The organism is Paenibacillus dendritiformis, assembly GCF_021654795.1.
GTDB lineage: Bacteria > Bacillota > Bacilli > Paenibacillales > Paenibacillaceae > Paenibacillus_B.
The window spans coordinates 2,130,615-2,156,554 of record NZ_AP025344.1; the positions used below are offsets into that span (position 1 = coordinate 2,130,615).

Here is a 25,940-nt window from a genome sequence, read left to right on the forward strand (position 1 = left end):
CGATATCTTTGAGGAAAGTGGGATCACGCGATGAATCATCTCGATCGTCCGCCTTATAAAGACGATGATATAGCCGTTATCGGCATAGGGCTCCAAATTGCCGGCACGAACAACCTGGAGGAGTTTTGGGGAATATTCGAACATAATATCGACTGTATCAGGGATCTGCCTCAAGGCCGCCAGGACGACATGGAAGACCTTGCTCAACTCTATTCGCTGATGATGCCGAACCCGACGGGCCGCATTTCGTACAACAAGGCCGGATATTTGGATCGGATCGACGAATTCGATTACGAGTTTTTCAAAATCTCGCCGATCGAGGCGCAGGTGATGGATCCGATTCAGCGGATTCTGCTGCAGACGATTTTTCATGCCTTCGATGACGCGGGATACACTCCGGACATGCTGAATGGGACAAAAACCGGCATTTTCATTGGCTATACGCCAGGCTCGACGAAAGATAATTATTCCACGAATATTTTTCATAACAATCCGGAGTTGATTAAATACTCCAATGTCGGCAATATGCCTTGCATGGTGCCCTCGCGCGCTTCGTACATATTGAACTTGAAAGGGCCGACGATGATTATCGATTCGGCATGCTCCTCCTCGCTTGTGGCCATTCATGATGCGTGCGTGAGCCTTAAAAACGGAACTTGTACGATGGCGGTTGCCGGCGGCATTCGGCTCCACTCATTTCCTATCGCATATGATGATATGAATGTGGGATTCGAGACGGATGACAATAAAACGAGGACCTTCGATAACGCCGCCAGCGGAGCGGCCATCGGAGAAGGATCGGCCGTGGTCTTGTTAAAACCGTTGAAGGCGGCAGAGCAAGACAAGGATCATATTTATGCGGTCATCAAGGGGTCGGCCATAAATAATGATGGGGCTTCCGCCAGTATTACGGCACCCAATCCTGCCGCGCAAGCGAATGTCATATTGGACGCATTGGCATTATCCGGCGTGGCCGTTGAAGAAATCGATTATATTGAGACCCATGGGACAGCGACCGCGCTCGGAGATCCGATTGAATTTAGAGGGTTAACCAGCGCATTTGAGAAATTTACCGACAAAAAGCAATTCTGCGGATTGAGTTCATCCAAAAGCAATATTGGGCATCTCTATGAAGCGGCAGGCGTAGCTTCCTTTATCAAGGCGCTTGCGGCGATCAAGTATAAAAAGATACCGGGAGCAAGTCATTTCAATATACCGAATTTGAAAATCGATTTTTGTGATTCTCCTTTCTATATCAGCAATACGACCCAAGAATGGAAAAAGGATGGCTTGCGAGTTTGCGGCATAAGCGCTTTCGGCATCAGCGGGACGAACTGTCATGTCATTGTGCAGGAATATGAGAATCAAGTTGAACATTTGCCGGCGCCGGCTATCAATCTGCTTGGCATATCGGCCAAGTCATTGGACAGCATGATTACCTTAGTTCATAACTATAAAGACTATCTCGAAAAAACGGAAGCCGATGCGAGCCTGTTTGCCGCCAATGCCAATCTGTACCGGGCTCATTATGCCAAAAGGGCAGCCGTCATGTTTTCGAACCGCGATCATTTGCTTGCGATTTTGAACCGCTTAGCCGCGGCCGATCCAAGCGAATGGGCGGATATCGAGGGCGTATACTACTTAGACCAGCCCAATGAGTCCCAAGAGATGGATTATACTCAAATCCGCTCCGCGTCAAAACGATGCAATGCCAGCTTAAAGAGGGAGTCAGACGGCAGCCTGCATGCTGATTTCCATTATTTGGCCAGAATGTACAGCTGCGGCGCCAAACTCGATTGGAGCGCACTCTATCAAGGGATAGAGCCCAAGCATATTCCACTGCCTTATTACCCCTTCAAACGAACTCGCTGCTGGCTGCCGAAAAAAGAGAAAAAAAAGAACTGGACCGAACTGGCCAGCCGATTGCAGCATCCGAAAAAAGAGGAGGAATCCGTTCCCGTTTCCTCTGATTTGTTCTATAAAAGAGTATTTGTCCAAGCCGGTTCCATCGTCAAAAACCATGACCTTGGAAGATGCTTGGTCATCCATCGGCAAGAGGATCCGGTTGAAGCGCTGCGGGCTAGTTTGCAACAAAGATTTTTTGCCGTCGACATGATAGGCATCGATATAGACGAAGCGAAAAGAACGGGGATTGAAAAGTACTTCAGCCAATTATTCGGCGAGATCCCGCATAAGGACATTTCTCATCTTGTCATCGCCGATTTGCATGGCCAAAAAGAGAGCTGGTCCGCTGAGCAATTGCTCGACAGGCAAAAGGCACAGTTGCTGAGCGTGGCAAGCATCTATCGTGAATTTGCGAACTACGAGAACCGCTTGAAAATTACGCCTCTTCTGAACGTTTGCTTTCCAGTGACCGGGGACGAACCGGATGTGAACCCGAACCACTCCTCTGTGTTCGGGCTGTGCAAGTCGTTGAACCGCATGTTCAAAAATATGACTTCATGCTGCATCGATATGGATGATACAACCGATTGGGGCAAGATCGCCGATGAGATTTGCGGCATGTCCGATAAGGATATTGTCGCTTACCGCGACAATCAACGCTATTATGAAGGCTTGCATGAAGCCGAGCTCGCAGCGGATACCCAGCGGGCCGTCATACAAGATGACGGGGTGTATTTCATAAGCGGCGGCTTGGGCGGGATAGGCTTTGAGACCGCGATGGAAATGGCGCATCGCGCAAAAGATGTATCCCTGATCCTTGTCGGGCGCACCCGGCTCCCAGAGCCATCGGAATGGGATGCGATACTGCGAGCCCATCCGGAGAGCGACTTGGCCGAGAAGATCGGGCGTCTCCGCATGCTCCAGGCGAAAACGAAACAAGTGGAGTATCATGCGGTCGATATCGCCGATGCGGATGCGCTGCAATTCGTCCTGCAATACATCAAGACGAAGTACGGGAAGATTAACGGTGTCATCCATGGCGCAGGAATCAGCGGGGGCATTACCTTCGATCAGCTCAATGAGGAGCATCTCGCGAGCATCCTGATGCCGAAAGTGATCGGAACGTATATGCTGGATCATTTCACGAGGGATCAGAACCTGGATTTCTTTCTGATGTTCTCCAGCATTTCGACCATTTTTAGCAGCGCCGATCTGCCCGGATATATCGCAGGCAATATCTATTTGGACAGCTATAGCGAATACCGCAGCAGAGCATGCGGAAGCAAGAGCATTACGGTCAACTGGGCCACTTGGTCCGAAATTGGCATGGCGGTAAAATCAAAGTTTACCATTGACACCCTATTTCAGACGATCAAGACGAAAGAGGCAATCCAGGCTTTATTTTCCGTGCTGCAGCAGGGCAGCGGTTCTGTCGTCGTGGCGAGGTTGAATCTCAAGGATAAAATTTCGATGCTGTTAAAGACGTATCCGATGGAGCTATCCCCGAAAATTGTCGAAGCTCTGAACGAGAATGCGGAGGCCGGCCGCCATCGCGGCAGCTCGCACGAGGCCGGCCAACGGGAACCGTACGGGGATGTGGAAGCAGCGCTCATCAAAGTATGCTGCAAAAATCTCGGCTACGAGGAGATGAATGTCCATCATAATTTCTTTGAGCTGGGCGCCAACTCGATACTATTGTCCATTATTTACAAGGATCTGAACGAGGTGTTTCCCGGAGTATTGCAAGTAACCGATCTGTTCTCCTACCCGACAATCAGCTTGTTGGCAGAGCATATAAGCAATCAAATGGCATCATCAGTCTCTCCATCCCGCCCGGAGCCGGAAGCCGAAGCTGCTCGACGAATAAGCAGGGACACTATAGCTGTTGCGCCGGTCCCGGTTGAACCAGCCTCTGTTGAAGCGACTCTTTCCGCTTCCGCTGCACCTGGCGATACCGCTCTGCCGGGCGCCGAGTTCCCGGCCGAGTTCCCGCCGGTTGAAGCCAGAACGATGGAGCAGGATGACGGCGTCGCCATTATCGGTGTCGGACTGGATCTTCCCGCTTGCCGCGATTTGCGCAGTTATTGGGAAGTTCTTATCCATGGCATCAACGCAGTCAGGGATATCCCGCCGGAGAGATCGGCCGACATTACGAAGCACCTGCGGGCGCGCAATTTCAGTGAAGAGCAAATCAAATTTAGAAGATGCGGCTATCTGGACGAAGTGAATAAATTCGATCATGCGTTTTTCGGAATTTCTCCGCGCGATGCGGCCTTGCTTGACCCCGTCATGCGGCTCTTCCTGCAATGCTGCTCCAATGCAATCGATGATGCCGGCTATGGCGCGGACGGCGTGAAGGGCACGAATACCGGCGTATTTCTTGGGTATACGGCCAATATTGGCAATGCGTATAACCGGCTTTTATACGAAATGGATCCGAAGCTGTTCAATGACGCTTTGCCGATCGGGCAGGTGAGCATGACCGCCAGCAGAGCCGCCTATGTGTTCGATCTCAAGGGACCCAGCATGGTCATCGATACGGCCTGCTCGTCCTCCCTGGTTGCCCTGCATATGGCGTGCGAGCAGATCCGGTTCGGCAAATGCCAGATGGCGCTAGCTGGCGGAGCCTCCATTATGGCCATTCCTCTGGCGGATGGAACCGGAATCGGCTTTGAATCCCCGGAAGAAAAAACAAGGGCCTTTGCCGACAATGCAAGCGGATCGGCCATCGCCGAGGGAGTCGGGGTGGTGCTGCTCAAATCGTTGAAGCAGGCGCAAAAGGATGGGGACTCCATCTATGCCGTCATTAAAGGAAGCGCGATTAATCAAGATGGCAGCTCTTTTGGCATTGCCGCTCCGAACTATTTGGCGCAATCGGAAGCTATCCAAAAGGCCTGGCACAATGCGGGCGTAACGGCTCACGACATCAGTTATATCGAAGCGCACGGCACAGGCACGCAGCTGGGAGATCCGATAGAGATCAGGGGAATTCATAACGCATTCGAAGCATTTACCGACCACAAACAAATATGCGGCATCGGTTCGGTGAAAACCAATCTAGGCCATGCGAACGAAGCGGCGGGGATGTGCGGCTTATTCAAATGCATCCTCGCGCTGCAGCATAAGCTTATTCCGCCTACACTGCATTTTCAGGCGCCGAACCAAAATATCGACTTTATTCATTCTCCTTTATATGTTGTCGACAAAGCTACTCCGCTTAAGGCAAAAGGAGAAAAGGCGATCCTCGGGATAAGCGGATTTGGCATGAGCGGAACGAATGCGCACATTATTTTGGAAGAGGCGCCGAAGGCGGCGAGCCGCGTCAAAACCCGCCGCAAGCACCCGTTCATCTTTACGGTATCGGCCCGAACGGAAAAAGCCGTATTTCAATTAATCCGCCGCTATCGGGCTTATTTGCGGGAAAACACGACCGTCGATCCGATGGATCTCGCCTGCACGCTCAATCGGGGAAGAAAGCATTATTCGCACCGTTTGGCTTTTATCTATTATCATCATGAGCTGCTGGCGAAGCTGACGGAATTGGCCCAATTTGACTCCTTTGCCCGCATCGCGCATGACTGGTGCCGCAGCGGCCATTACTCGATAGTTCCGGAGAGCAAGCAAGAGAAATATCCGCATGAGATCACTTCGAAGGAACAGCAAAAGCTCAGCGATGAGGCGAATTCGTATTGCGCGACGGCGGATAAGCATAATGCCGCACAGTTGCAGCTCATTATCGACTGCTATATCAAAGGCGCAACCGTCAGATGGAGCGCTTTGTATAACGAACCGTTTCAGAAGCTCCATTTGCCGACTTACCCGTATGCAAGGAACCATGCTTGGTATCCGATACCGGTCAAAGAAACACCGGCGCCGCGCGAGAATACGATATATGATCATTTCTTCCATCATAAGCGCTGGGTGGTACAGGAAGAAAGTACGGTTACCTTGCCGCCGGAAGAGGAGACTTATGTACTGGTTCACGGCAAGAGCGATGGCCCCCCTCTTCTTGCCCGCGCGTTGCGGGAAAAGGGAGTAAGAGTGATTGAGGTGTTTGCGTGTCATGACGGCTTTGCCAAAGTCGATCAGGATACGTACCGCATCGGGAATAATGCGGACGATTTTAAGGAGCTGTTTGTGCAGCTGTCGGATATCCCGTTCCGCAAGATCGTCCATGCCGGCGCTTATCGGGATGAGGAAGCGCGCCGCGTTCATGACATATATGAGGAACTGGAGCATGGCTTCTTCAATGTGGTTCATTTGGTCAAAGGCTTGGTGAAAGCGCGTCTGGATCAACCTGTCCAGCTCGTTCTTGTCGCATGTAACGCGTATCGAATTTCGGGAGGAGAACAACGGCTGCTGCCTCATCATGCCACGGTGCTAAGCCTCGGCAAAGTGATTGAGCAGGAGATACCGAATATAAGCTGCCGCGCCATCGATGCGGATATGGAGACCGACGTGAAGCAAATCATCGGCCAACTGTTTGCGGATCATCAGATGTATTTGATTGGCTTGCGCCAAGACAAAAGCTATGTCGAGGAGTTCGATGAAGCGGAGATGCAACCGGAGACGGCGAACCGGATTGTAGATGGGGGCACCTATATTATTACGGGCGGCACTTCCGGCATTGGCATTCAAAATGCAAAACTGTTCAGCGAGCAGGCCAATTGCCATCTTATCCTGTTGAGCAGAAAAGGATTTCCGGATGAATCGGTGTGGGAAGCCTATGAGACGAAGGAAGGCTACCGTGAACAGATTAAAGAGTTCAGACAAATAAAGAAGAACGGTTCTACGCTGGAATTTATCGCGTGCGATGTGAGCAAGGCGGATGATGTGCAAGCCATGCTTGAGTCCGTGCGGAGCAAGTATAAAAAAATAAACGGGATCGCGCATTGTGCCGGCGTCATTGAACCGAGCTTCATGTTGAGAAAGGAAAAGGAGAGCTACTTGTCTGTCTTTGCGCCCAAAATAGCGGGGACCTGGAACTTGGCGAATTTTACGCAACACGATCATTTGGATTTCATGCTTCTGCATTCATCCAATGTGACCGATGCGGGCGAACCGGGGCAAAGCTGTTATATGGCGGCCAACGCATTTTTGGATGCGTTCACCGATTATTTGAATGCGCAGGGAAGAAATACGTACACGGTGAACTGGGTTGCCTGGAAAGAAACGGGCATGGCGCATAAACAGGGCACCAATGTAGATACGGTGACCAAAGCCATCACCAATCGCGAGGCCGCAAATGCGCTGAACGAGCTGCTCCGGAGCAAGCCGCAGCGGGCCGTGATCGGTCAGTTCAATGAAAAGGTGGACTTGGTCCCGCTGCTGAAGAGTAGCCGCAATGCGGTGGCGCCCAGCTTCACGGCCAAAGTTTATAAAGAGGCTTATAAAAAGCAAATCGGGGACGCTGCCCCGCCAATCATTAACGAGTCAGCGCCTTCCCGCGCCGTACAAGAGGCGAATCCGGCAGCTCCTTCCGGCAAGCAAATCAAATTGACCGGGAAGCTGGAAGGGATTTATACACCTGTCGAGAAGCAAATCGGAAAAATGTATTGCGACATTTTGGGATATGAAGAAGCGGATATTTATGAGGGCTTTTTTGAAATGGGCGGCGACTCCATATTGCTTACCGAGATGCATGATACGATTGATAAACTCTATCCCAATATCGTCAAAATCGCGGATTTGTTTGAATTTGATTCCATACACAGTCTGTCCGAGTACATCACGCCGCGAATCCAGAGCGATGAAGCCGTAGAGAGTGTCGAAATGGCCGAGGCCGCGAACATACGGCTAAAAGGCAATGTGGAAGGCGTTTATACCCCTGTCGAGAAACAAATCGGCCAGGTTTACGGCGAGATTTTGGGTTACGATGAAGTTGATATTTATGAAGGCTTTTTTGAAATGGGCGGCGACTCCATTCTGCTTACCGAAATGCACGACACGATCAACAAGCTGTATCCGAACATCGTCAAAATCGCGGATCTGTTTGAATTTGATTCGATACAGAGCCTGTCCGAGTATATTTCCTCGCGAATGGCAAGGATGGACAGCGCGGAGAAGAACAAGGGGAAAGAGGCTGCAGTCCAGAATCCAAAAGAACAAACGGATATGGTTTATTGTGATATGAGCGGTCCGCAGGAAAGAATCTACTTTGATTACCGGCTCAGTAGTCATAAAAATGTCTATAATATAGGCTTTGTCTCAGACAAATCCGGCGATGACTACGAAGATCTGGCTGCGAACGTGAATAAGTTTGTGGAGCAGTTCGATATGCTGAGAACGACGTTTACCACGGTGAACAATAAGTTGGTGCAATGCGTCAACCCAATGAAGCCCATCGAGATTCAACGTGTCCAAGTCGATTCCGCAGACGATATCGATTTCGCCAAGCATGTCAAAACGTTCAAGCTCAGCGAATACCCGCTGTTTCATTTAACGCTGTTTGAAGCTCCTGATAAAAAGCTGTTATTCTTTGATATCCACCATATCCTGCTCGACGGCTACTCGACAACGCTCCTGCAGGAACAGATGGAGGCCTTCGGGAAGCTGGACGCTAAGGAGAAGCCTCTGTGCCCGTACTCCAAGTATGTCGAGTTCGAAAAAACATTTTACGCTGGAAAAGAATATGCCGAAATGGAGGATTACTGGAAACATGAGCTGCATGGGTTTGATTTCACGAATCCTCTTGAACGCAAAGAGGCAAAGGATACGTCATATGGCCATGCTTCCGTCCAAGTAAGTTCCGGCTTGGCTCGTGCTCTGCTGGAGTTCGCCAAGTCAAGAAATACGACGATGTTTACGATTTTCCTCAGTGCCTATGCTCTTGCCCTTCGCATGTTTACGAAGCGAAGCGACATTTCGATAGTAACGCCTATGCTGAACCGATATGAGCCGGAATTTAGAAATTGCATCGGCGTGTTTACGAATTTGATACCGCTTCGAGTCGAGATGAAGCCGCAGCTCACCCTCGACGAACATATCAAGCATGTAACGATGAAAACAATAGGAGGAATTAAAAACCAATTTTATCAGTATAACCATATCATAAGAGATTTCAAAGAGGCCGGAGCTCAATTCCACTTCTATATGGACTTTGAAGATAATTCATTGAAGAGGTTCAGAGAGACGGAGGATATCCCTTATGCGGTCCATATTCCGAAGTTCATCTTGGATCTGGAGGTTAAAAACCTGAATCAGATGTACCATATTTCCGCCTCGTATAAAAAGAGCTATCTAAGCGATGAAGAAGTGACCGATATTCTTCATTCGTTGATGAAAAATTTATCGGAGATTTTTACGAATGCCAAGCTGCATTATACGCTGGACGAATTCATCGAGCAGTTCAAAGGTGGCGAGGTGCAGACGGGCAGCGTCTAGGCAGGTCTGCCCGCACGAACGGAGATAATGCAGGGATCGGGAAGTCCCTGCATTATCCGCCCGGGCGGCCCGCACGGAAGCTTCGCTCTCGTTCGGTTGCTGCACCTGCGACGTAGGAGGCCACAGTAGTGCAAATCAATATGTTCAAAAATCTGATCGATTTGTTTACAATCATTTGGCTGAACCATAAAGTTTATATTCTGATCTCCGTATCGTACATTATCAGTCATGCGGCAGCCCCGTTTATCACCATTATTTACTTTAAATATTTGTTCGACGCGATTCAGTTCCACTATGGATTGCCGTACATCGTGAACATTACGTTATTGATGCTGGCTTGCCAATTGATCATCACGAATGCGCAAATCTATGCCAAAAGCGCGACGACACTGCATTCCAAGTGGCTGCTCGTTCCTTTGACGGCCATGTTCTGCAAAAAATCAATCGAAATGGATTATAAATATACGGAGGATCAATCCATTATCCGGGAAATGAATCGAGCTTCCTTTGTGCTGGCGAATGGCGATAATCTAGAAAAATATTTGGCGGCGGTCAACGGCATTTTTGTGGCTCTCCTGCAATTGACCTTCATTACTTATTTGGCAACCTTGTCGAATCCGCTCCTCATTGTCATTGTGCTGGCTGTCTCGATTCTGAATACCGCGATCAGTATCCGCGTTCAGAACAAAAACTATCAAATTCATAGAGAGTCATTGCCCGTGGACAGGAAGTGGCGCTATATTATCCAGCTCGCTACCGAATTGAAATTCGCGAAAGAGGTTCGATTATTCAGCCTGGCCAACTTCGTTCTCCGAAAAGGGGATGAAAACAGAAAAGAATATTTTTCGTTATTTACTAGAATCAATAAAAATGAAAGAAAAGGGCTGCTGCTGAATATAGGCATCAACGTGGCCCAAGAAATCGCCATCCTGGTCACGCTCGTGTATTCCGTCATTTTCAGGGGCCTCACGATAGGCAACTTTGTGGTGCTGATGAATGCCGTCAGACAATTCAGCGACAGCTTTCGCGCCTTATTTGACCATATTATCAATCTGTACACGATCAACAATTATATCAATGATTTCTTTATGTTTCTCCGGCGCGGCAGCGAACTGCGGGGCAATTCAAAACGAATTGCGATCGAAGCGGGAGACACGCCGGGCAGATTTGAATTCGTCAACGTTTCTTTTCACTACCCCAACGATCCGAGGTACATTTTGAAAAATATAAATTTGACGATAGAACCGGGCGAATGTCTCGTTATCGTAGGCGAAAACGGAGCAGGCAAGACAACGCTCATCAAACTGCTGATGCGTCTGTATGATGTAACATCCGGGGCCATCCTGTATAACGGCGTGAATATCAAAGATTATGATTATGACAGCTATATGAATATCCTGGCCACTGTATTTCAGGACTATAAAATATTTGCCGTCAGCGTGTACGAAAATATTACCTTCAAGGCTGCGGAAGAAAACGATGTCTTGGTCCATTCCTTATTGGAGCAAAATCATCTAGCAGCCAAAATTCAATCGCTTCCTCAGAAAGAAAGAACGGTCTTGTCCAGACGGTTCGACCGGGACGGGATGGAGCTCTCGGGAGGACAAGCGCAGCGAATCGCCTTTTGCCGGGCCATGTATAAGCAAAGCCCTGTCATCATTTTGGATGAACCAAGCGCCAGCTTGTCTCCGATTGCGGAAAATGAGATGTATATTCACTTTGCCAAAATGATTAAAAACAAGACCGCCATTTTTATATCCCATCGTCTGAGCAGTTCCTCGATCAGCGATAAAATTTGCGTGCTGGACGACGGAGAAATCGCAGAATACGGAACCCACCATGAACTGATTCAACGCAGCGGTCTATATAAAGGGATGTATGACTTACAGTCGCAGTACTATAAGGAATCAGTGTAGAGAATGAAAGGCTGCCTAAGACGGAGGGAAGCGGATTGGGAACATTACGGGATAGAGCCACAGAGCTAATCATGTATTTCCATAACATTTTACGTCTCTACAGCAAGATATGGAGATTCGACAAAATTTACATTGTGAATACGGTGTTCATCATCGCGGTCAAAGCGCTGCATCCCTTTAACAGCATCCTTTTCTTAAAACTTATTGTTGATGAGTTAACGGCGAGCGCAAGATGGACGCACGCGCTTCTGTATATTCTTCTGATGTGCTTCATTGAATTGACGCTGCGCGCCATAGATGGCGTCTTTTGGACATACGAGCAGAAGAAAATACTCCAATTTAAAACGATGTTCCTGCAAGAAATCAATCGAAAAACGATGTCTTTATCCTTCCACCAAATCGAAGACTCCCAAATCATGGACGACAGACAAAAGGCGATGGAAATTTTTTATCCCGGGCAAGCCCAATTCATGGATTTAAAAAACACGATTATCGATTCCAAACAGCTCATCTCCAACACCATTCAGTTTCTTGGCGTCATCGGCATCCTGGTCACGCTCGAACCCTCTATTTTCGTCATCCTGCTTCTGACCTATCTGCTTAGCGTGATCTTGCATACGATTGCGGCAGATCAGGAATTCAACGTGTGGAGCCATTCTCTCGTCAATATCGGACGCCGCATCGGTTACTTTCAAGAGCTCTCCACCGATTTCGCGTACGCCAAGGAAATGAGAATCAACCAATTGGGTCCGTGGATCGTGGATAAGATGAATTACTATTTCAACCACATGAAAAAGGATGTAACGAAAGCAGTCAACGCATTTACGGCGATGGGCATGATTGCAAATACATTGCAGGTTCTCGTGAACGGATCGGTCTATTTGTTTATCGGCTGGCTCGCTTTTAAAGAAGCCATTTCGTTGGCGGAGGTTGTCGTGTACATCACCAGCTTGGGCGTCTTTGCATCCGCTTTGTCCGGCATCTCATCCTGCATCATTTCCCTGCAAAAAGCCGGCATGCATCTATCCACCTACTTTCATTATTTGCATACCGCTTCTTCCCATGAACCGGATCCGGCGGCAACGGAGGCTGCGGAGCTCGAACTCGACGCGGAACAGCTCGACATCGAATTTATCAATGTATGGTTTAAATATCCGCAGCAAGAGCACTATACGATTAAAAATTTGAATCTCACCATCTTCCCCCATGAAAAATTAGCCATCGTCGGTGAAAATGGCGCCGGCAAAACAACGCTGATCAAGCTGCTGCTGCGGTTGTATAAGCCGACAAAAGGAAAAATCTTGATCAATGGAACAGACATCAACCGAATCCCCTTTGACGCTTATATGAACTTAGTCACCGCCGTGTTTCAGGATTTCAATATTTTACAATTTTCATTGCGAGAAAATATCGTGTTTGACCGCGAGGCGAAGGAAGCCGACATTTCCGGGATCATAAACGATCTGAGTCTTGGCAAAACCATCGGACAGCTTCCTAAGGGCATCCATACCGAGCTGGGCCGTCTGTTCAGCCAGGAAGGAATCGAGTTATCGGGCGGGCAGCAGCAAAAGCTTGCCATCGCCCGGGCGCTGTATAAAAATTCTCCGTTTATTATTTTGGATGAACCCACGGCGATGTTATCGCCGAAGGCCGAATATGAAATCTATTCTAATTTTGCCGGTCTAACCAAGGACAAAACAACGGTTTATATTTCGCATCGGATGTCCAGCTGCCGGTTCTGCCATCGGATTGCGGTCATGAGAGCGGGAGAACTGGTCGAATTGGGGAATCACGAGCAATTAATGCGGGAGCAGGGCGAATATTATAAATTGTATACGACGCAAGCTGAATTTTACCGGAGCTTGGAAAGCCAACCTTCATGAATAAGAGGTGAGAGCGCGATGAGCGAGAGAAGGAAGACCGCATGTCTCTTTGGCGGGCAGGGGTCCCAATATATCGGGATGGGCAAGGAGTTTTATGATGAAGATGAAGATTGCCGCCATTTATTTAACATAGCCAGCGAAGTGATGGGCTACGATATGGCGGAATTATGTTTTTACGGAGAAGAAGAGACATTTCGGCATGAAATCTATTCTCTCCCGAGCATGCTCACGATTGATTTATGCGCATTCACGCTGGCCGTCAAGAGAGGATTTTCTTTTCAGGCTCTGGCCGGCTTCTCGCTCGGCGAATATGCCGCCTTGGCGGCGGCGCAAGTGGTCTCTGTGCGCGATTCGTTCGAGATGGTCAAGCAATTGGTCGCAGCCTCCCATTCCGTGCTGCGGGAAGGCTCTTACACTATGGCGGCGGTCAATCTCCCGGCCGAGATGTGCGATATGATCTGCGCCAATATACACAGCGGCTACATCAGAGTGGCGAATTACAGTTCCCATAAGCAAGTGACTTTAGCCGGCAACCGGAAAGGGCTCGAGGCTTTCCGTCAGATTGCCGACGAAGTCGGAGCCAAGGTGATGCCGATTAACGTCAACCGGCCCTTTCATTGCAAGCTGATGGAGCCTGCCGCGGCCATTTATAAGGAAGAAATCCAAAGCGTCCCGTTCGCTGATCCGATCATTCCCGTCTATATGAATGTGACCGGCCAAATTGAGGCCGATGCCGCTCAAATCAAAGAGAATGTAGTAAAACAGCTATATTCGCCCGTCTTGTGGGTGAATACACTGGAAAATATGCATAGGGCCGGCGTGGAACAATATGTGGAATGCGGGCTGCGAAGCGTGCTGTGCCGAATGGCCAGAGATACGCTGGGAATTACGAGAGAGCAGACGGTGTTTTTACGCGCGGGCTAATCCCGGTTGGGCCCGTGGCTTAAGCATTATGGAAGTGAGGTGGATGTCTTGTTAATCGAAAAAACAGAAGATACCCATAATGGCGCGATGCATAGAACCATATACCGATTGTTCGAGGAAATGGCCCGTAAAGTCCCTCACTCTACCGCCATTGCGTGCAAGGAAGAAAAGATTACATATGCTGAATTAAGGACGAAAGTGAATTCGCTTGCCGCCGGTTTACGAAGGGAAAAGGTGAAAAAGCAGGACATCGTTGCCCTTAGGATGAGGAGATCCATTGACGTGATAGCCGGCCTGCTGGCCGTGCTCAAGGTTGGGGCCGCCTATCTTCCCATTGATCCGGAATACCCGGAACGGCGGCAGCAGGATATGCTGGCCGACAGCCGTGCCTCCTTCTTATTGACCCATTCAGGGATGGAGGCTGCAGCGGAGCATGCCAAAGTATTATACGTTGATGCGCTATGCTCGCCCGCCCCTCAGGAACATGAAGAGGGATACGAGGAACCGGCCGCGGATGATCTGGCTTATATCATTTATACATCGGGGTCGACCGGCCGGGCGAAAGGCGTCATGATCGAGCACAAGTCGGTTGTCAATTTTTTTGACGGGATGGCCGAATGCATTGATTTTTCGGAAGGGAAGAAGATCCTCGCCTTAACGACAATCTCATTTGATATTTTTGTGCTGGAAGCGCTGCTTCCCTTGACCAGAGGATTGACGGTCGTTATGGCCGATGAAGAGATGCAAAAAAATCCGAGATTGCTCGCTGAGTTTATACGGCATCACGAAATTGACATGCTGCAAACCACCCCATCCATGATGCGGCTATTAGCAGGCCAAAATAAAGAGCAGTTCGAATGTCTTCGCGGCTTGAAGGAAATCATGATCGGCGGGGAAGCTTTTCCCCAAGCCTTATTGGACCATATGAGAAGGAAGACAAGCGCCAAAATTTATAATCTGTATGGACCGACCGAAACGACAATCTGGTCTACAGTGAGCGACGTCACCCGGAAAAACAAGATGGATATCGGCAAGCCTATCCTGAACACGCAAGTCTATGTTATGGATGACCGCAATCATATGGTTCCCGCCGGCGAGGAGGGGGAGCTATGCATCGGAGGAAGCGGCCTGGCCAGAGGATATTTGCATCGTCCGGAGCTTACGGCGGAGCGGTTTGTTCCGAATCCATTGGTTCCCGGCGAGCGAGTGTACAAGACTGGAGATCGGGCGAAGCTGCTGCCTGACGGGAACCTGCAATATCTTGGAAGAATCGATACTCAGGTGAAAATAAGAGGGCACCGCATCGAATTGGAGGAAGTGGAAAGCGCCTTGATGGAACACCCGTCCATCCAACAGGCCGCTGTCGCCTCCTCGCAGGACAAAGACGGCAATAACTATTTATGCGCCTATTTCATCGCCGATCATGACCTGTCTCCGGGAGGTTTGCGGGAGTTTTTGAGCCGCAGCCTGCCCGAATCCATGATCCCTTCCTACTTCATTCGGCTTGAGCATATGCCGTACACGCTGAACGGGAAAATAGACAGAAAGGCGCTGCCTTTTCCTGAAAAAATACAGATTGCACACGGGGGGCTTTTGCCGGATGAGGCGGGTGAGGAGACGGATATCATTTCCAAGATCAAGGCCATCCTCAGAGCGAATATGGAGGTGGCGCCTCCCTTCGAAGAGATCGGCCCGCATCATCATCTATCCGATCTGGGCATTCACTCCATCTCGTTTATTAAAATGATCGTTGCCATAGAGAGCGCATTTGATTTCGAGTTTGCAAACGAGGATATCGACGCGGCCAAGTATGTTACCGTTCAGGATTTGGTTGCGTATGTAGAAAGCAAAACATCGATGAAGAACTGACCGCAAGCTGGCGCCGATGCGCCGGCTTGTTTCTTTGCGTCCGCATTTCGCGGGGGCAGGCGGGACAAGACAAAACCCCCCCTCGCGCCGAACAAAAGTACGAAGCGGGCCGCGCGGCCGCACATCTCGCCCCCCGAATCCGCACAACCCGGCGCCGTCTTGCCCGGCCGTACCCGTTACAATAGAAGAGAAGAGGGGAGAGGCAGAGCTCCTCTATTTGTGAAAGCGTTTGCTGCGGGAGGCAAGAGAAGAGGGAAGGGGGCTATAGGAATGAAGCTTGCATTCGATATCCGTACCGTGCCGTTCAGCCGATACGGATCCTTTTTGGCGGTCTCTTGGCTGCCGGCGCGCCCGGGAGAAGAGGAGGGCGTCTATATCCGCACCGTGCGCGGCGGGGATACGACCGCGGGAGCGGCGTTCCGCATCGAGCTGGTGCGGGAAGGGGAGAGCCTGGCCTTCACGTCCCGCGCCACGCCGGGATTGCTGGAGCTGGAGAGCGGCGACGGCGGCCGGGCGGAGCTGTGCATCGATGCGGCCGACCGGATTCGCCTGCGGGCGCGCCATGTCGGCCTGCGGCTGACCTTGGCGGGAGGAGACTACGACTATGCGATGGAGCGGCCGGAGGGACGTTGGGAAGTGAATGACTTCCGCAACGAGGTTCGCTTTATGCTGACTCCGCTGCAGGGGAGACTGTCGATGGATGCGCCCTGGCGCAGAACCCGCTGCGAGTATATCGCCGCTGCCATGGAGCCGGACGGCACGGAGACGGTCGAGCTGCTCATCCAGGAGTACCGGACGGTATGGGAGAAGCCGGCCGGACTTGAGGCGTTCGCCGAGAGCGCGGCGCGGACGGAGGCGGAGTTCGCCGCTTGGCTCGGCAAGACGCCGGCGGTCCCGCCCGCCTATGAGGAGGGCCGTCTGCTGGCCGCTTATATTGCCTGGTCCTGCGTCGTTCCGGCGGACGGGTATTTGCCGCGGCCGGCGATGTATATGTCCAAGAACTGGATGACCAACATCTGGAGCTGGGATCATTGCTTCAACGCGATGGCGCTCATTCGCGAGCAGCCGGCCCTGGCATGGGATCAGTTCATGATCTTTTTCGATCGCCAGGACCAGAGCGGGGCGCTGCCGGATTTCATGAACGACAAGTACGCCCTCTGGAACTGCTGCAAGCCGCCGATCCACGGCTGGACGCTGAGCTGGATGATGGAGCGGAGCGGGTGGATCGGCACCGACCAGCTCCAGGAGGTATACGGGCCGCTCGCGCGGTGGACCGAGTGGTGGTTCCGGTATTGCGACGATGACGGAGACGGCATGCCGCAATACAGCCACGGCAACGACAGCGGCTGGGACAACAGCACGATCTTCCACGAGCCGGGCGCCGTGGAGAGCCCCGATCTGGGGGCCTATCTCGTGCTGCAATGCGATGCGCTGGCCGAGATCGCCCGCCGGCTGGAGCGGCCGGAGGAGGCGGCGGCCTGGAGCCGGCGGGCGGATGGCACGCTGGAGCGGATGCTGGCGCATGGCTGGCGCGACGGGCGCATGACGGCCGTCCGTACCGGCACGCATGAGCCGGTCGGCGAGGACAGCCTGATCGCGTGCCTGCCGCTCGTGCTCGGGCGCCGGCTGCCGCAGGAGATCCGCGCGGCGCTCGTGCAGGCGCTGGCCGATGAGCGGCGCTTCTTCACGCCGCACGGCTTCGCGACGGAGAGCATCGGCAGCCCGGCCTATGAGCCGGACGGCTACTGGCGCGGCCCGATCTGGGCTCCGGTCATGATGCTGCTCGTCGACGGCCTGGCTCGCTGCGGCGAGGAAGAGCTGGCCGCCGAGGCGGCGCGCCGCTTCTGCGATATGGCCGCCCGCAGCGGGATGGCAGAAAATTTCGATGCGCTGACGGGGGAAGGGCTGCGCGACCGGGCCTTTACGTGGACATCGAGCGTCTTCCTGATACTGGCGCACGAGTATGCTCAGCCGCGGAGCGAATAGACGGAAAAGCCGAGACACGGTTTCGATAAGCTTTGACTTGGAAGGACACACGCCTTTTGCACCAGGAAAATCGTGTGTCTTTTTCTCTTGTCCTTTCCTTGATATAGTTATGACACGCATTACAACATCGCCGCGACACCGCAGAAGGAGGATTGCCTATGGCCCGTGTTCCGTTCTTGTCCCGCATCCCTTGGCCGCGGCGCAATCTGCGCGTCAAGCTGGTCGGGCTGTTCCTTGGGGCAGTCGTCTTGCCGCTGTTCACGCTGGGCCTGTTATCTTATTTCAAGTCTTCCGAGCTGCTGCAGGAGCAATTCGGGCGTTACGGCTCGAACTCGGTCACCCAGCTTCAGCATCAATTGGACACCGAGCTGAACCATCTGCAGCTGATGGCCGGCTCCATTCAGTCCTATTTGCTGAACCCGGCGAGACGCGTGCTGTATGCCGAGATCCCGTCGACTTACGGGGAGCTGAAGGATCAATATGAGCTGGAAGATATGCTGAATGCGCTAAGGACCGTGAAGGATAAGGGCATTTTCATCGTGACCGAATCCGGCTATTTCTATGGCGAGAACAGCATCGATACGAGCCTGCTGTTCGCGGAGCCGTGGTGGCAGGCCATGCCGCCGGACTACAACGGCGAGTACTGGCCCGGCTTGTACACGCCCCGCCATTACAAGAAGGCGGACAAGGAGGAGAGGGTGCTCGGACTCGTCGTCCCGATCCGCAACCAGAGCGGGCCGCTGCGGAACGGGCGCATCCTGCTGGAAATGAAAGCGGATAACTTGTTCGGCCTGTTTTCTTCCTTCGAGAAAGATACGCATGCCATGCTGACGATTACAAATGGGGAGGGACGGACGATCTACCGCACGGCGGCGGCGGAGGACGACAGGCCGGATGATATGGTATGGAAGACGAAGCTGGCTTCGAATGACTGGACGATTGAAGCCAGGATGCCGCATGGCTTGTTCTATCAATCGACCGACGTCATCCGATCGTATACGGCGATCGGGTTCGTGCTGTCGGTGCTGCTCGCCCTGCTGCTCGGTTATTTGTTCTCCTCGACCGTGACGAAGCGAATCAAACGGTTGAAGGAATCGATGCTGCTGGCCGGCAGCGGCAAGTTCGGCACGCGTCTGCCCGTGCGCGGCGAGGACGAGCTGAGCGTGCTCGCCCACAGCTTCAACCGGATGGCCGGGCAGCTCGAAGAGCTGGTCGAGCAGATTACGGTCAAGGAGAGGCTGAAAAAAGAAGCGGAGCTGCGGGCGTTCCACTATCAGATCCATCCGCATCTGCTGTTCAATACCTTGAATTCGATTCAATGGAAGGCCCGGCTGCAGGGCAATGAGGAGATTCGCCGCATGCTGTATCATCTGACGATGGTGCTGGAGGGCGGGCTCGATCTCGCCCAGGAGCTGGTGCCGGTGCGGCGGGAACTGGCCGTCATCGGGCATTTCCTGGAGATCCAGCGCCTTCGCTACGAGCATGAGTTCCGTTATGAGACGGATATCGACGCGTCCCTGCTCGATTATGTGATGCCCCGCATGACGCTGCAGCCGCTGTTCGAAAATATTTTTTTCCACGCGTTCGAGGACGGGCGGGGAAACATTCGCTTGACGATCGCGGAGCAGGGGGACGATCTCGTACTGGCGCTGTCCGACGACGGCAAGGGCATAAGCGAGGAGCGCAGGCTGGCTCTGCTCGGCGAAGCGCCGGATCGGCGGAAGAAGCGGGGCATTGGCGTCTACAACGTCGATCGCAAGTTCAAGCTGCATTTTGGCCCGCAATACGGCTTGGCTGTGCATTCGGAGCCTGGCCGCGGAACCGATATGATCCTGCGCTGGCCGAAACGACAGGAGGAGAATCTTCATGGAACCGATGATGCCGATTAAAGTGCTGATTGCCGACGACGAAAGCATTGTCCGCAAAGGATTGATCGCGACTGTGGATTGGGCCAGGTACCATATGGCGGTCGTCGCGGATGTGCCGAATGGAGCGCGGGGGTGGGAAGCCTTCCTGCAGCATAGGCCGGAGGTCGTCATTACCGATATCGTCATGCCGGAAATGGACGGCATTGCCTTGGCCGAGCGGATTAAGGCGGAGGCGCCCCAGACCAAAATCCTGCTCTTGAGCTGCCATCGCGATTTCGAATACGCCCAGCAGGGCCTTCGGATTGGCGCTTCCGGCTATTTGTTGAAGACGGCGTTCGAGGACAGCGAGCTCGACTACTATTTGCGCAAATTCCAGACGGAGCTGGAAGCGCACCCGGAGCCGCAGCCCGAGAGCGGCGCCGCCGGCTGGGAGGCCGCCTTCTATGCGTGGCTGTCCGGCTTCGATTGCGGCTTCCGCGCCGAGCTGGAGCGGCGATGGGCCGCCTGGGGGCTTCGCCTGCCGTGCACGGTCTATGCCGCGAAGGCGGAGGAAGCCGAGTATCCGTGGAGCGGGCTGGAGGCGCGGCTGCCGCAGCCATCCGCCGCGCTGCCGTGCGGAGCGGACCGGCGCTACTATACGGTCTGCGCCGAGACCGGGGAACGGATGGAGCGGATATTGAATGAAGAGAAGCAGCGGCACGCCTCGCTTCATTGGCATCGTCTCGGACCGCTCCAGGGGATGGACGATTGGCTGGAGGCGCTCGTGAAGCTGCACCGCGAGGCAGAGTTGGAGCGGCGCTATGGCCTGCAGCCGCATACTTGGCCGGAGACAATCGGCCAGGCGGTCCGCCTCGTCGCCGGCGACCTGAGCGAGCCGTGGTCGGCCAGCGACATCGCCCGCCGCGTAGGCTTGAGCCGCAGCCATTTCAGCATGCTGTTCAAAAAGACCGTCGGCGAGAGCTTTCTGTCCTTTCTATACCGGATGCGGCTCGATGCCGCGATGGATCTGCTCGCATCGACCGATCTGACGCTGCAGGACATCGCGGAGCGCATCGGCATGATCGACGGAAAGTATGTCAGCAAATGGTTCAAACGCTGCTGCGGAGTCACGCCGTCGCAATACCGGGCCGAACAGAAAGGCGAATCGCGCAGGTCATCTTGACCCATGAACGGGCGAAAAGGGCGCAACCCGAACAAAATGCCCCCTGGCGCCTGACAGCAAGCGGTTTTGAAAACGCTTTATTTTTTCTAAAGTGAAGATAGCGTTAAATACGTGTTCAAAGAGACCGGTCTCACTTCGTGATCAATAGCGGACTTTTTGAACTGCCTCTAGTCAGTGGATGACATTATCGAATCAGGGGGAGAGCACATGACAAAAAAACGCTTGTTGACAGCGGTGCTGGCCGCGGCGCTGGCCATTGCGCTGGGGGGATGCGGCGCTTCGGGCTCCGGCGAGGGCGGGGAGGCCGGCGGACAGAAGGTGCTTCGCTTCGCGACCTGGGATACCGGAGACAGCCTGAAGGTCCAGGAGGATATCGCCAAGGCGTTCGAGAAGGCGCATCCCGGCGTGAAGGTGCAGGTGGAGCCTTACGCCGACGGCTTCGATCAGAAGCTGGCGGCCTCGTTCGGCGCGGGCAATCCCCCCGACGTGATGCTGATGTGGGATTTCCCCACCTACCATGCCAATCTGGAGCCGCTGGACGAGTATATGAAGAAGGATGAGAATCTCGGACTCGATGACATCTACGACAGCCTGTTCCACTATGTGAAGGTCGACGGCCAGACGTATGGGCTGCCGAGCGGCTTCACGACGAGAGCGATGTACTACAACAAGAAGCTGTTCGACGAGGCGGGCATTCCGTATCCGAAGGACGGATGGACCTGGGACGAGTTCAAGGACATCGCGAAGCAGCTGTCCCACCCGGAGAAGAAGCAGTATGGCTTCGGCCTGCGGGCGACGAATGACCCTTACGATCTGCAGGGGATCGTCTGGAGCAACGGCGGCAGCTTCGTGAGCGAGGACGGCAGCCGGATCGAAGGGTTCATGAACGGGCCCGAGACGGCGGGCGCGATTCAGCTGTTCGGCGACCTGCTGAAGGAGAAGGCGGCTACGCTGGTCGGCGGCAAAAATCAGATGAGCGGGGAAGATGTGTTCAAGGCCGGCAAAATCGCCATGTGGGAAAGCGGCGTCTGGCCGCTGGACGGGTTCAAGGAAGCGCAGGTCGATTTCGGCACGGTCGAGATGCCGGCATTTCCGGGCAAGCCGGTCAAGGGCATCGTCGCCCTGAGCGCCGTCTCGGTCGCGAAGCAGTCGAAGCAGAAGGAGCTTGCCTGGGAGTTCACCAAATACTTCATCTCGAATGAAGCGATTCATATGCGCAGCAATTCGGACCTGCCGATCCGCAAGAGCATCGTCCAGGAGAAGAAATTCGACCAGGATCCGCTGTATGCGCCGTTCTACGCGATGCTGGAACGGTCCGACACGACCCCGTCCTTCCTGCTCAACAAGAACTGGAAGCTGGTCAACCGCTATTTGTCGACGGCCATTGACTCGGTCATGCTCGGCCAGGATGCGAAGACGGTGCTCGACCGGGCGGTGGAGGATGCCTCGAAATATGTCAATCAATAAGACAGGCGGGGCCCCGGCAGATGACCGATCTCCGGGGCCTCCCGCTTCTCTTCAGCGGAAAGGACGATGAACGATGCAACGATCGACCCGGCGGATGACCGCCCTTCCGCGGCAGGCAGCCATTCCTTATTTGTTCATAATGCCGTGGATTATCGGGTTTCTCGCTTTTACATTAGGACCGCTCGTGTTCTCGCTTGTCATCAGCTTCTATGAATGGCCGATTGTCGGGGAGAAGACCTTCGTAGGCATTGCCAACTATGTCGAGATGTTCCGGGGCGACCCTCTCTTCTGGACCTCGCTCGGGGTGACGCTCAAGTTCGCGGCGCTGTTCGTGCCTCTCAATATCGGGGTGGCGCTGCTGCTGGCGATTCTGCTGAACCAGCGGGTCCGGGGAAGCGGGTTTTTCCGTTCCGCCTTCTATTTGCCGTCGGTCATCTCCGGCGTGGCGCTGGCCATGATCTGGTCGTGGGTGTTCGATGGGGAATACGGCATTTTGAATTATTTGCTGTCCGTCTTCGGGATCGAAGGGCCGAATTGGCTGAATGATCCGGCGTGGGCTCCGGTGGCGATGGTCATCGCCAGCCTGTGGGGACAAGGCACGATGATGCTACTCTTCCTCGCCGGGCTCAAAAACATCCCGAAGGATCTGTACGAGGTGTCTTCCATTGACGGCGCGGGACGCTGGACGCAATTCGTGCGCATTACGCTGCCGATGCTCAGCCCGACGATCTTGTTCAATCTCATTACGACCATTATCGCGGCCTTCCAGCAATTGACGCTGGCGTTGGTCATGACGGGCGGGGGACCGTTGAATTCCACTTATTTCTATGCCATGTACATGTATGAGAACGCCTTCAAATATTCGAAAATGGGGTACGCCTCCGCCAACGCATGGTTCATGTTCATCATCGTGCTGGCGCTGACGGCGCTTGTCTTCCGCTCTTCATCGGCCTGGGTCTATTACGAAGGGGAAATGAGGAAAGACAAATGAGAGAAACGCGCATGAAATCGGTTGTCGTCTACAGTCTGCTGTTGTTGTTCTCGCTGCTGTTCCTTGCGCCCTTCTATTGGATGATCACGACGGCGGTCAAGACGCCCGAAGAGCTGTATCTGTTTCCGCCGAAATGGATTCCGTCCGTCCTCCAATGGGATAATTTCGCCAAGGCGTGGCAATCGCAGCCGTTCGGCACCTACCTGAACAATTCCCTTATCGTGACGGGGCTGTCGCTTATCGGGCAGTTGCTCTCTTCGTCGCTGGTCGCCTACGGGTTCGCGCGCTTTCACTTCCGCGGCAAAAATGCGTTGTTCCTGATACTGCTTGCCTCGATGATGATTCCGTGGGAGGTTACGATGATTCCGCTCTATATGGAATTCAATGCGCTCGGCTGGATCAACACGCTGAAGCCGCTCATCGTTCCGGCCTGGTTCGGGTCGCCGTTCTTTATTTTTCTGCTGCGGCAATTTATTATGGGCATCCCGACCGAACTGGAGGAGGCGGCCCGCATCGACGGCGCCAACCCGGTGCAGATTTTCCTGCGGCTGATCGTTCCGCTGCTGCGGCCGGCGCTCATTCTCGTCGGAGTATTCCACATCTTGAGCAGCTGGAACGACTATCTGGGCCCGCTTATCTTCCTGAACGATCAGACCAAGTATACGCTGACGCTCGGGCTGTCGCAATTCCGGGGCATGTTCGGCGTCGATATGGTCTCCATCATGGCCGTCACCTTCCTCATCTGCCTGCCGCCGCTCGCCGCCTTTTTCCTGGCGCAGCGCTACATCGTTGAAGGCATCGCGACGACCGGCATCAAAGGCTGAGTCATGGCGGGATATGAACATTAAAGGGGGACATTCGGTGTGAATCGGGCGCGGCTATCCGAGCTATGCTTATTGATTACGGCTCTTATCTGGGGATCGACCTTCCTTATCGTGCAGCGGGCGCTGGAGGATGTATCTTCCCAGGCGTTCAACGCGGCCCGCTTCGCCGGAGCGGCTCTGCTGTTCCTGCTGATGATGCTGGCGAGCGGCCGCCTGCGCAAGGCGCGGTGGAACCGGGGACTGATGCTTCACGGAGGCGTGCTCGGCCTGTGGCTGTTCGGCGCCTTCTCGCTGCAGACGGCCGGCCTCCAGTATACGACCTCGACGAATACGGGCTTCATCACCGGCATGTCGGTCGTCTTCGTGCCCTTCGCTTCGCTGCTGATCGCGAAGCAGCGCCTGTCGGCCGCCACCTGGATGGCGGCGGGGGCGGCCTTCGCCGGATTGTATCTGCTCGCGGTGGACGGCGGGAGCCTCTCTTTGAACCGCGGGGATATCCTGGTCTTCTTCGGGGCGGTCTGCTTCGCGCTTCATATCGCGGTGACGGCCTTGTATGCGCCCCGGCATGAGACGATGCCGCTCGTCACCGTCCAGTTCGCCACGGTGGGCGTGCTCGCCGCGCTGCTCTCGGGCCTGACCGAGACGGCGGCCCCGATCGGCGAACGGCTGGCCGGCTTCGCGAAGCCGGAGGTGCTGTTCGCCCTGCTCGTGTCCGTCCTGCTCTCGACGGGCTTCGCGTACTGGGCGCAGACCTGGTGCCAGCAGCATACTTCCGCGGCGCGGGTGGCGATTATCTTCGCCACCGAGCCGGTGTTCGCGGCCTTGACCGGCGTCATCTTCGCCGGCGAGCGGCTCGGCTGGGCCGCCGTGCTGGGCTGCGCGCTCATTCTCGGCGGCATGCTCTACGCCGAGCTGGCGGATCGCCGCCCGGCGGCCGCGCCGCAGCGGAAGCCGAACGAGTGCCCGCAGCGGAAGCCGGACGAGTGTCCGCAGCGGAAGCCGGACGAGTGCCCGCAGCGGAAGCCGGACGCCCCGCCGCTCGGCGAGGACCGGAGCCCGCGCCAAGGCAGCGGCCGGCGCAGTTCTTGACGGCGCGACGAGCGTGCCGCCTCTGCCTCCGCCGACGAACAGGGGGGCGGCCGGATAGGCGGACAGGCGGGGCAGGCGGGCGGCCGACAGGCAGGACAGGCCGGGCAGGGAGGGCCTGGCCTGAACGCAAGAGAGGCTGTCCCATCAGCAGTATGCAACTGCAGTGAGACAGCCCCCATTCTCCAAGCTCGGCTTGCCGAAATAATGCAAAAATGCAGCTTTCCATTATGAGGTTTTCGCCCGTTACAGGGATTCCTGCAAAAGTGCAGCAATTTCAGGCTGTGCCATAGATAGAACGCAAGAATCAAGCAAAATAATGCACTTTTGCAGGAATTTAATCAAATACGGGCACAAATAGCGTAAAATCCTGCATTCATGCAGGATTTTTTCACCAATTCCATCTCACAGCCTCGTATCACAGCCTAGCTTCACAACCTCGTCTCACAACAACAGCCTCGTATCACAGCCTAGCTTCACAACCTCGTCGCACAACAAAGGCTCGTATCACAGCCTAGCCTGACAACCGCGTCTCACAACAACAGCCTCGTAGCATAGTCTAGCCTCACAACAGCCTCGGTATCACTGCCGCGTCTCGACCCGTGCATATTCCGCCGCTTTTCCCACGGCCGTCTTCCTGCCGCATATATGATCCGCACATCCCGTCTTGCCTCGC

The 25,940-nt window shown here is 53.9% G+C and carries 12 protein-coding genes; all 12 read left to right on the forward strand.

Annotated elements, in window-relative coordinates; translation table 11 throughout:
* Nucleotides 1-30: 30 nt before the first annotated feature.
* The 12 genes from L6439_RS09395 to L6439_RS09450 all read left to right on the forward strand — a co-directional run bounded on the left by L6439_RS09395 (nucleotide 31) and on the right by L6439_RS09450 (nucleotide 25,267).
* A complete protein-coding gene (locus L6439_RS09395) occupies nucleotides 31-9,288 on the forward strand; it encodes an SDR family NAD(P)-dependent oxidoreductase (protein ID WP_213470212.1) in 9,258 nt (3,085 codons plus the stop codon).
* Between the two features lie 128 nt (nucleotides 9,289-9,416).
* Complete coding sequence (locus L6439_RS09400) at nucleotides 9,417-11,204, forward strand: ABC transporter ATP-binding protein (protein ID WP_213470214.1); 1,788 nt, start codon at nucleotides 9,417-9,419, stop codon at nucleotides 11,202-11,204.
* 35 nt (nucleotides 11,205-11,239) lie between these two features.
* The gene (locus tag L6439_RS09405; RefSeq protein ID WP_213470216.1) at nucleotides 11,240-13,087 is read left to right on the forward strand and encodes an ABC transporter ATP-binding protein; all 1,848 of its coding nucleotides are present in this window, start codon (nucleotides 11,240-11,242) and stop codon (nucleotides 13,085-13,087) included.
* An 18-nt stretch (nucleotides 13,088-13,105) separates the two neighbouring features.
* Complete coding sequence (locus L6439_RS09410) at nucleotides 13,106-14,011, forward strand: ACP S-malonyltransferase (RefSeq protein WP_213470218.1); 906 nt, start codon at nucleotides 13,106-13,108, stop codon at nucleotides 14,009-14,011.
* A gap of 120 nt (nucleotides 14,012-14,131) precedes the next feature.
* Entirely contained in the window at nucleotides 14,132-15,880 is a 1,749-nt protein-coding gene (locus L6439_RS09415; RefSeq protein WP_237096901.1) for a non-ribosomal peptide synthetase, read from the forward strand.
* A 270-nt stretch (nucleotides 15,881-16,150) separates the two neighbouring features.
* The gene (locus tag L6439_RS09420; RefSeq protein WP_213470222.1) at nucleotides 16,151-17,866 is read left to right on the forward strand and encodes an amylo-alpha-1,6-glucosidase; all 1,716 of its coding nucleotides are present in this window, start codon (nucleotides 16,151-16,153) and stop codon (nucleotides 17,864-17,866) included.
* Between the two features lie 158 nt (nucleotides 17,867-18,024).
* The gene (locus tag L6439_RS09425) at nucleotides 18,025-19,755 is read left to right on the forward strand and encodes a cache domain-containing sensor histidine kinase (protein ID WP_213470224.1); all 1,731 of its coding nucleotides are present in this window, start codon (nucleotides 18,025-18,027) and stop codon (nucleotides 19,753-19,755) included.
* On the forward strand, nucleotides 19,733-20,896 hold the full coding sequence (locus L6439_RS09430; RefSeq protein WP_213470226.1) for a response regulator transcription factor: 1,164 nt from the start codon (nucleotides 19,733-19,735) through the stop codon (nucleotides 20,894-20,896). Before L6439_RS09425 ends, L6439_RS09430 begins: the two co-directional genes overlap by 23 nt.
* 207 nt (nucleotides 20,897-21,103) lie before the next feature.
* Nucleotides 21,104-22,363, forward strand: a complete 1,260-nt coding sequence (locus L6439_RS09435) for an ABC transporter substrate-binding protein (protein ID WP_213470228.1) — start codon at nucleotides 21,104-21,106, stop codon at nucleotides 22,361-22,363.
* 73 nt (nucleotides 22,364-22,436) lie between these two features.
* Nucleotides 22,437-23,354, forward strand: coding sequence for a carbohydrate ABC transporter permease (locus tag L6439_RS09440; protein ID WP_213470230.1), 918 nt, complete (start codon nucleotides 22,437-22,439; stop codon nucleotides 23,352-23,354).
* Nucleotides 23,351-24,178 (forward strand): carbohydrate ABC transporter permease, encoded by an 828-nt coding sequence (locus L6439_RS09445; protein WP_237096799.1) that lies wholly within the window; start codon nucleotides 23,351-23,353, stop codon nucleotides 24,176-24,178. The genes L6439_RS09440 and L6439_RS09445 overlap by 4 nt, the downstream gene beginning before the upstream one ends.
* A 39-nt stretch (nucleotides 24,179-24,217) precedes the next feature.
* Nucleotides 24,218-25,267 (forward strand): DMT family transporter, encoded by a 1,050-nt coding sequence (locus tag L6439_RS09450; protein ID WP_213470232.1) that lies wholly within the window; start codon nucleotides 24,218-24,220, stop codon nucleotides 25,265-25,267.
* The last annotated feature ends 673 nt before the right edge of the window (nucleotides 25,268-25,940 follow it).

Bases quoted from the DNA above. Each gene is read 5' to 3' on its own strand.
- L6439_RS09395 (WP_213470212.1), top strand. From the start codon at position 31: ATGAATCATCTCGATCGTCCGCCTTATAAAGACGATGATATAGCCGTT.
- L6439_RS09410 (WP_213470218.1), top strand. From the start codon at position 13,106: ATGAGCGAGAGAAGGAAGACCGCATGTCTCTTTGGCGGGCAGGGGTCC.
- L6439_RS09415 (WP_237096901.1), top strand. From the start codon at position 14,132: ATGGCCCGTAAAGTCCCTCACTCTACCGCCATTGCGTGCAAGGAAGAA.
- L6439_RS09420 (WP_213470222.1), top strand. From the start codon at position 16,151: ATGAAGCTTGCATTCGATATCCGTACCGTGCCGTTCAGCCGATACGGA.
- L6439_RS09425 (WP_213470224.1), top strand. From the start codon at position 18,025: ATGGCCCGTGTTCCGTTCTTGTCCCGCATCCCTTGGCCGCGGCGCAAT.
- L6439_RS09430 (WP_213470226.1), top strand. From the start codon at position 19,733: ATGGAACCGATGATGCCGATTAAAGTGCTGATTGCCGACGACGAAAGC.
- L6439_RS09435 (WP_213470228.1), top strand. From the start codon at position 21,104: ATGACAAAAAAACGCTTGTTGACAGCGGTGCTGGCCGCGGCGCTGGCC.
- L6439_RS09440 (WP_213470230.1), top strand. From the start codon at position 22,437: ATGCAACGATCGACCCGGCGGATGACCGCCCTTCCGCGGCAGGCAGCC.
- L6439_RS09445 (WP_237096799.1), top strand. From the start codon at position 23,351: ATGAGAGAAACGCGCATGAAATCGGTTGTCGTCTACAGTCTGCTGTTG.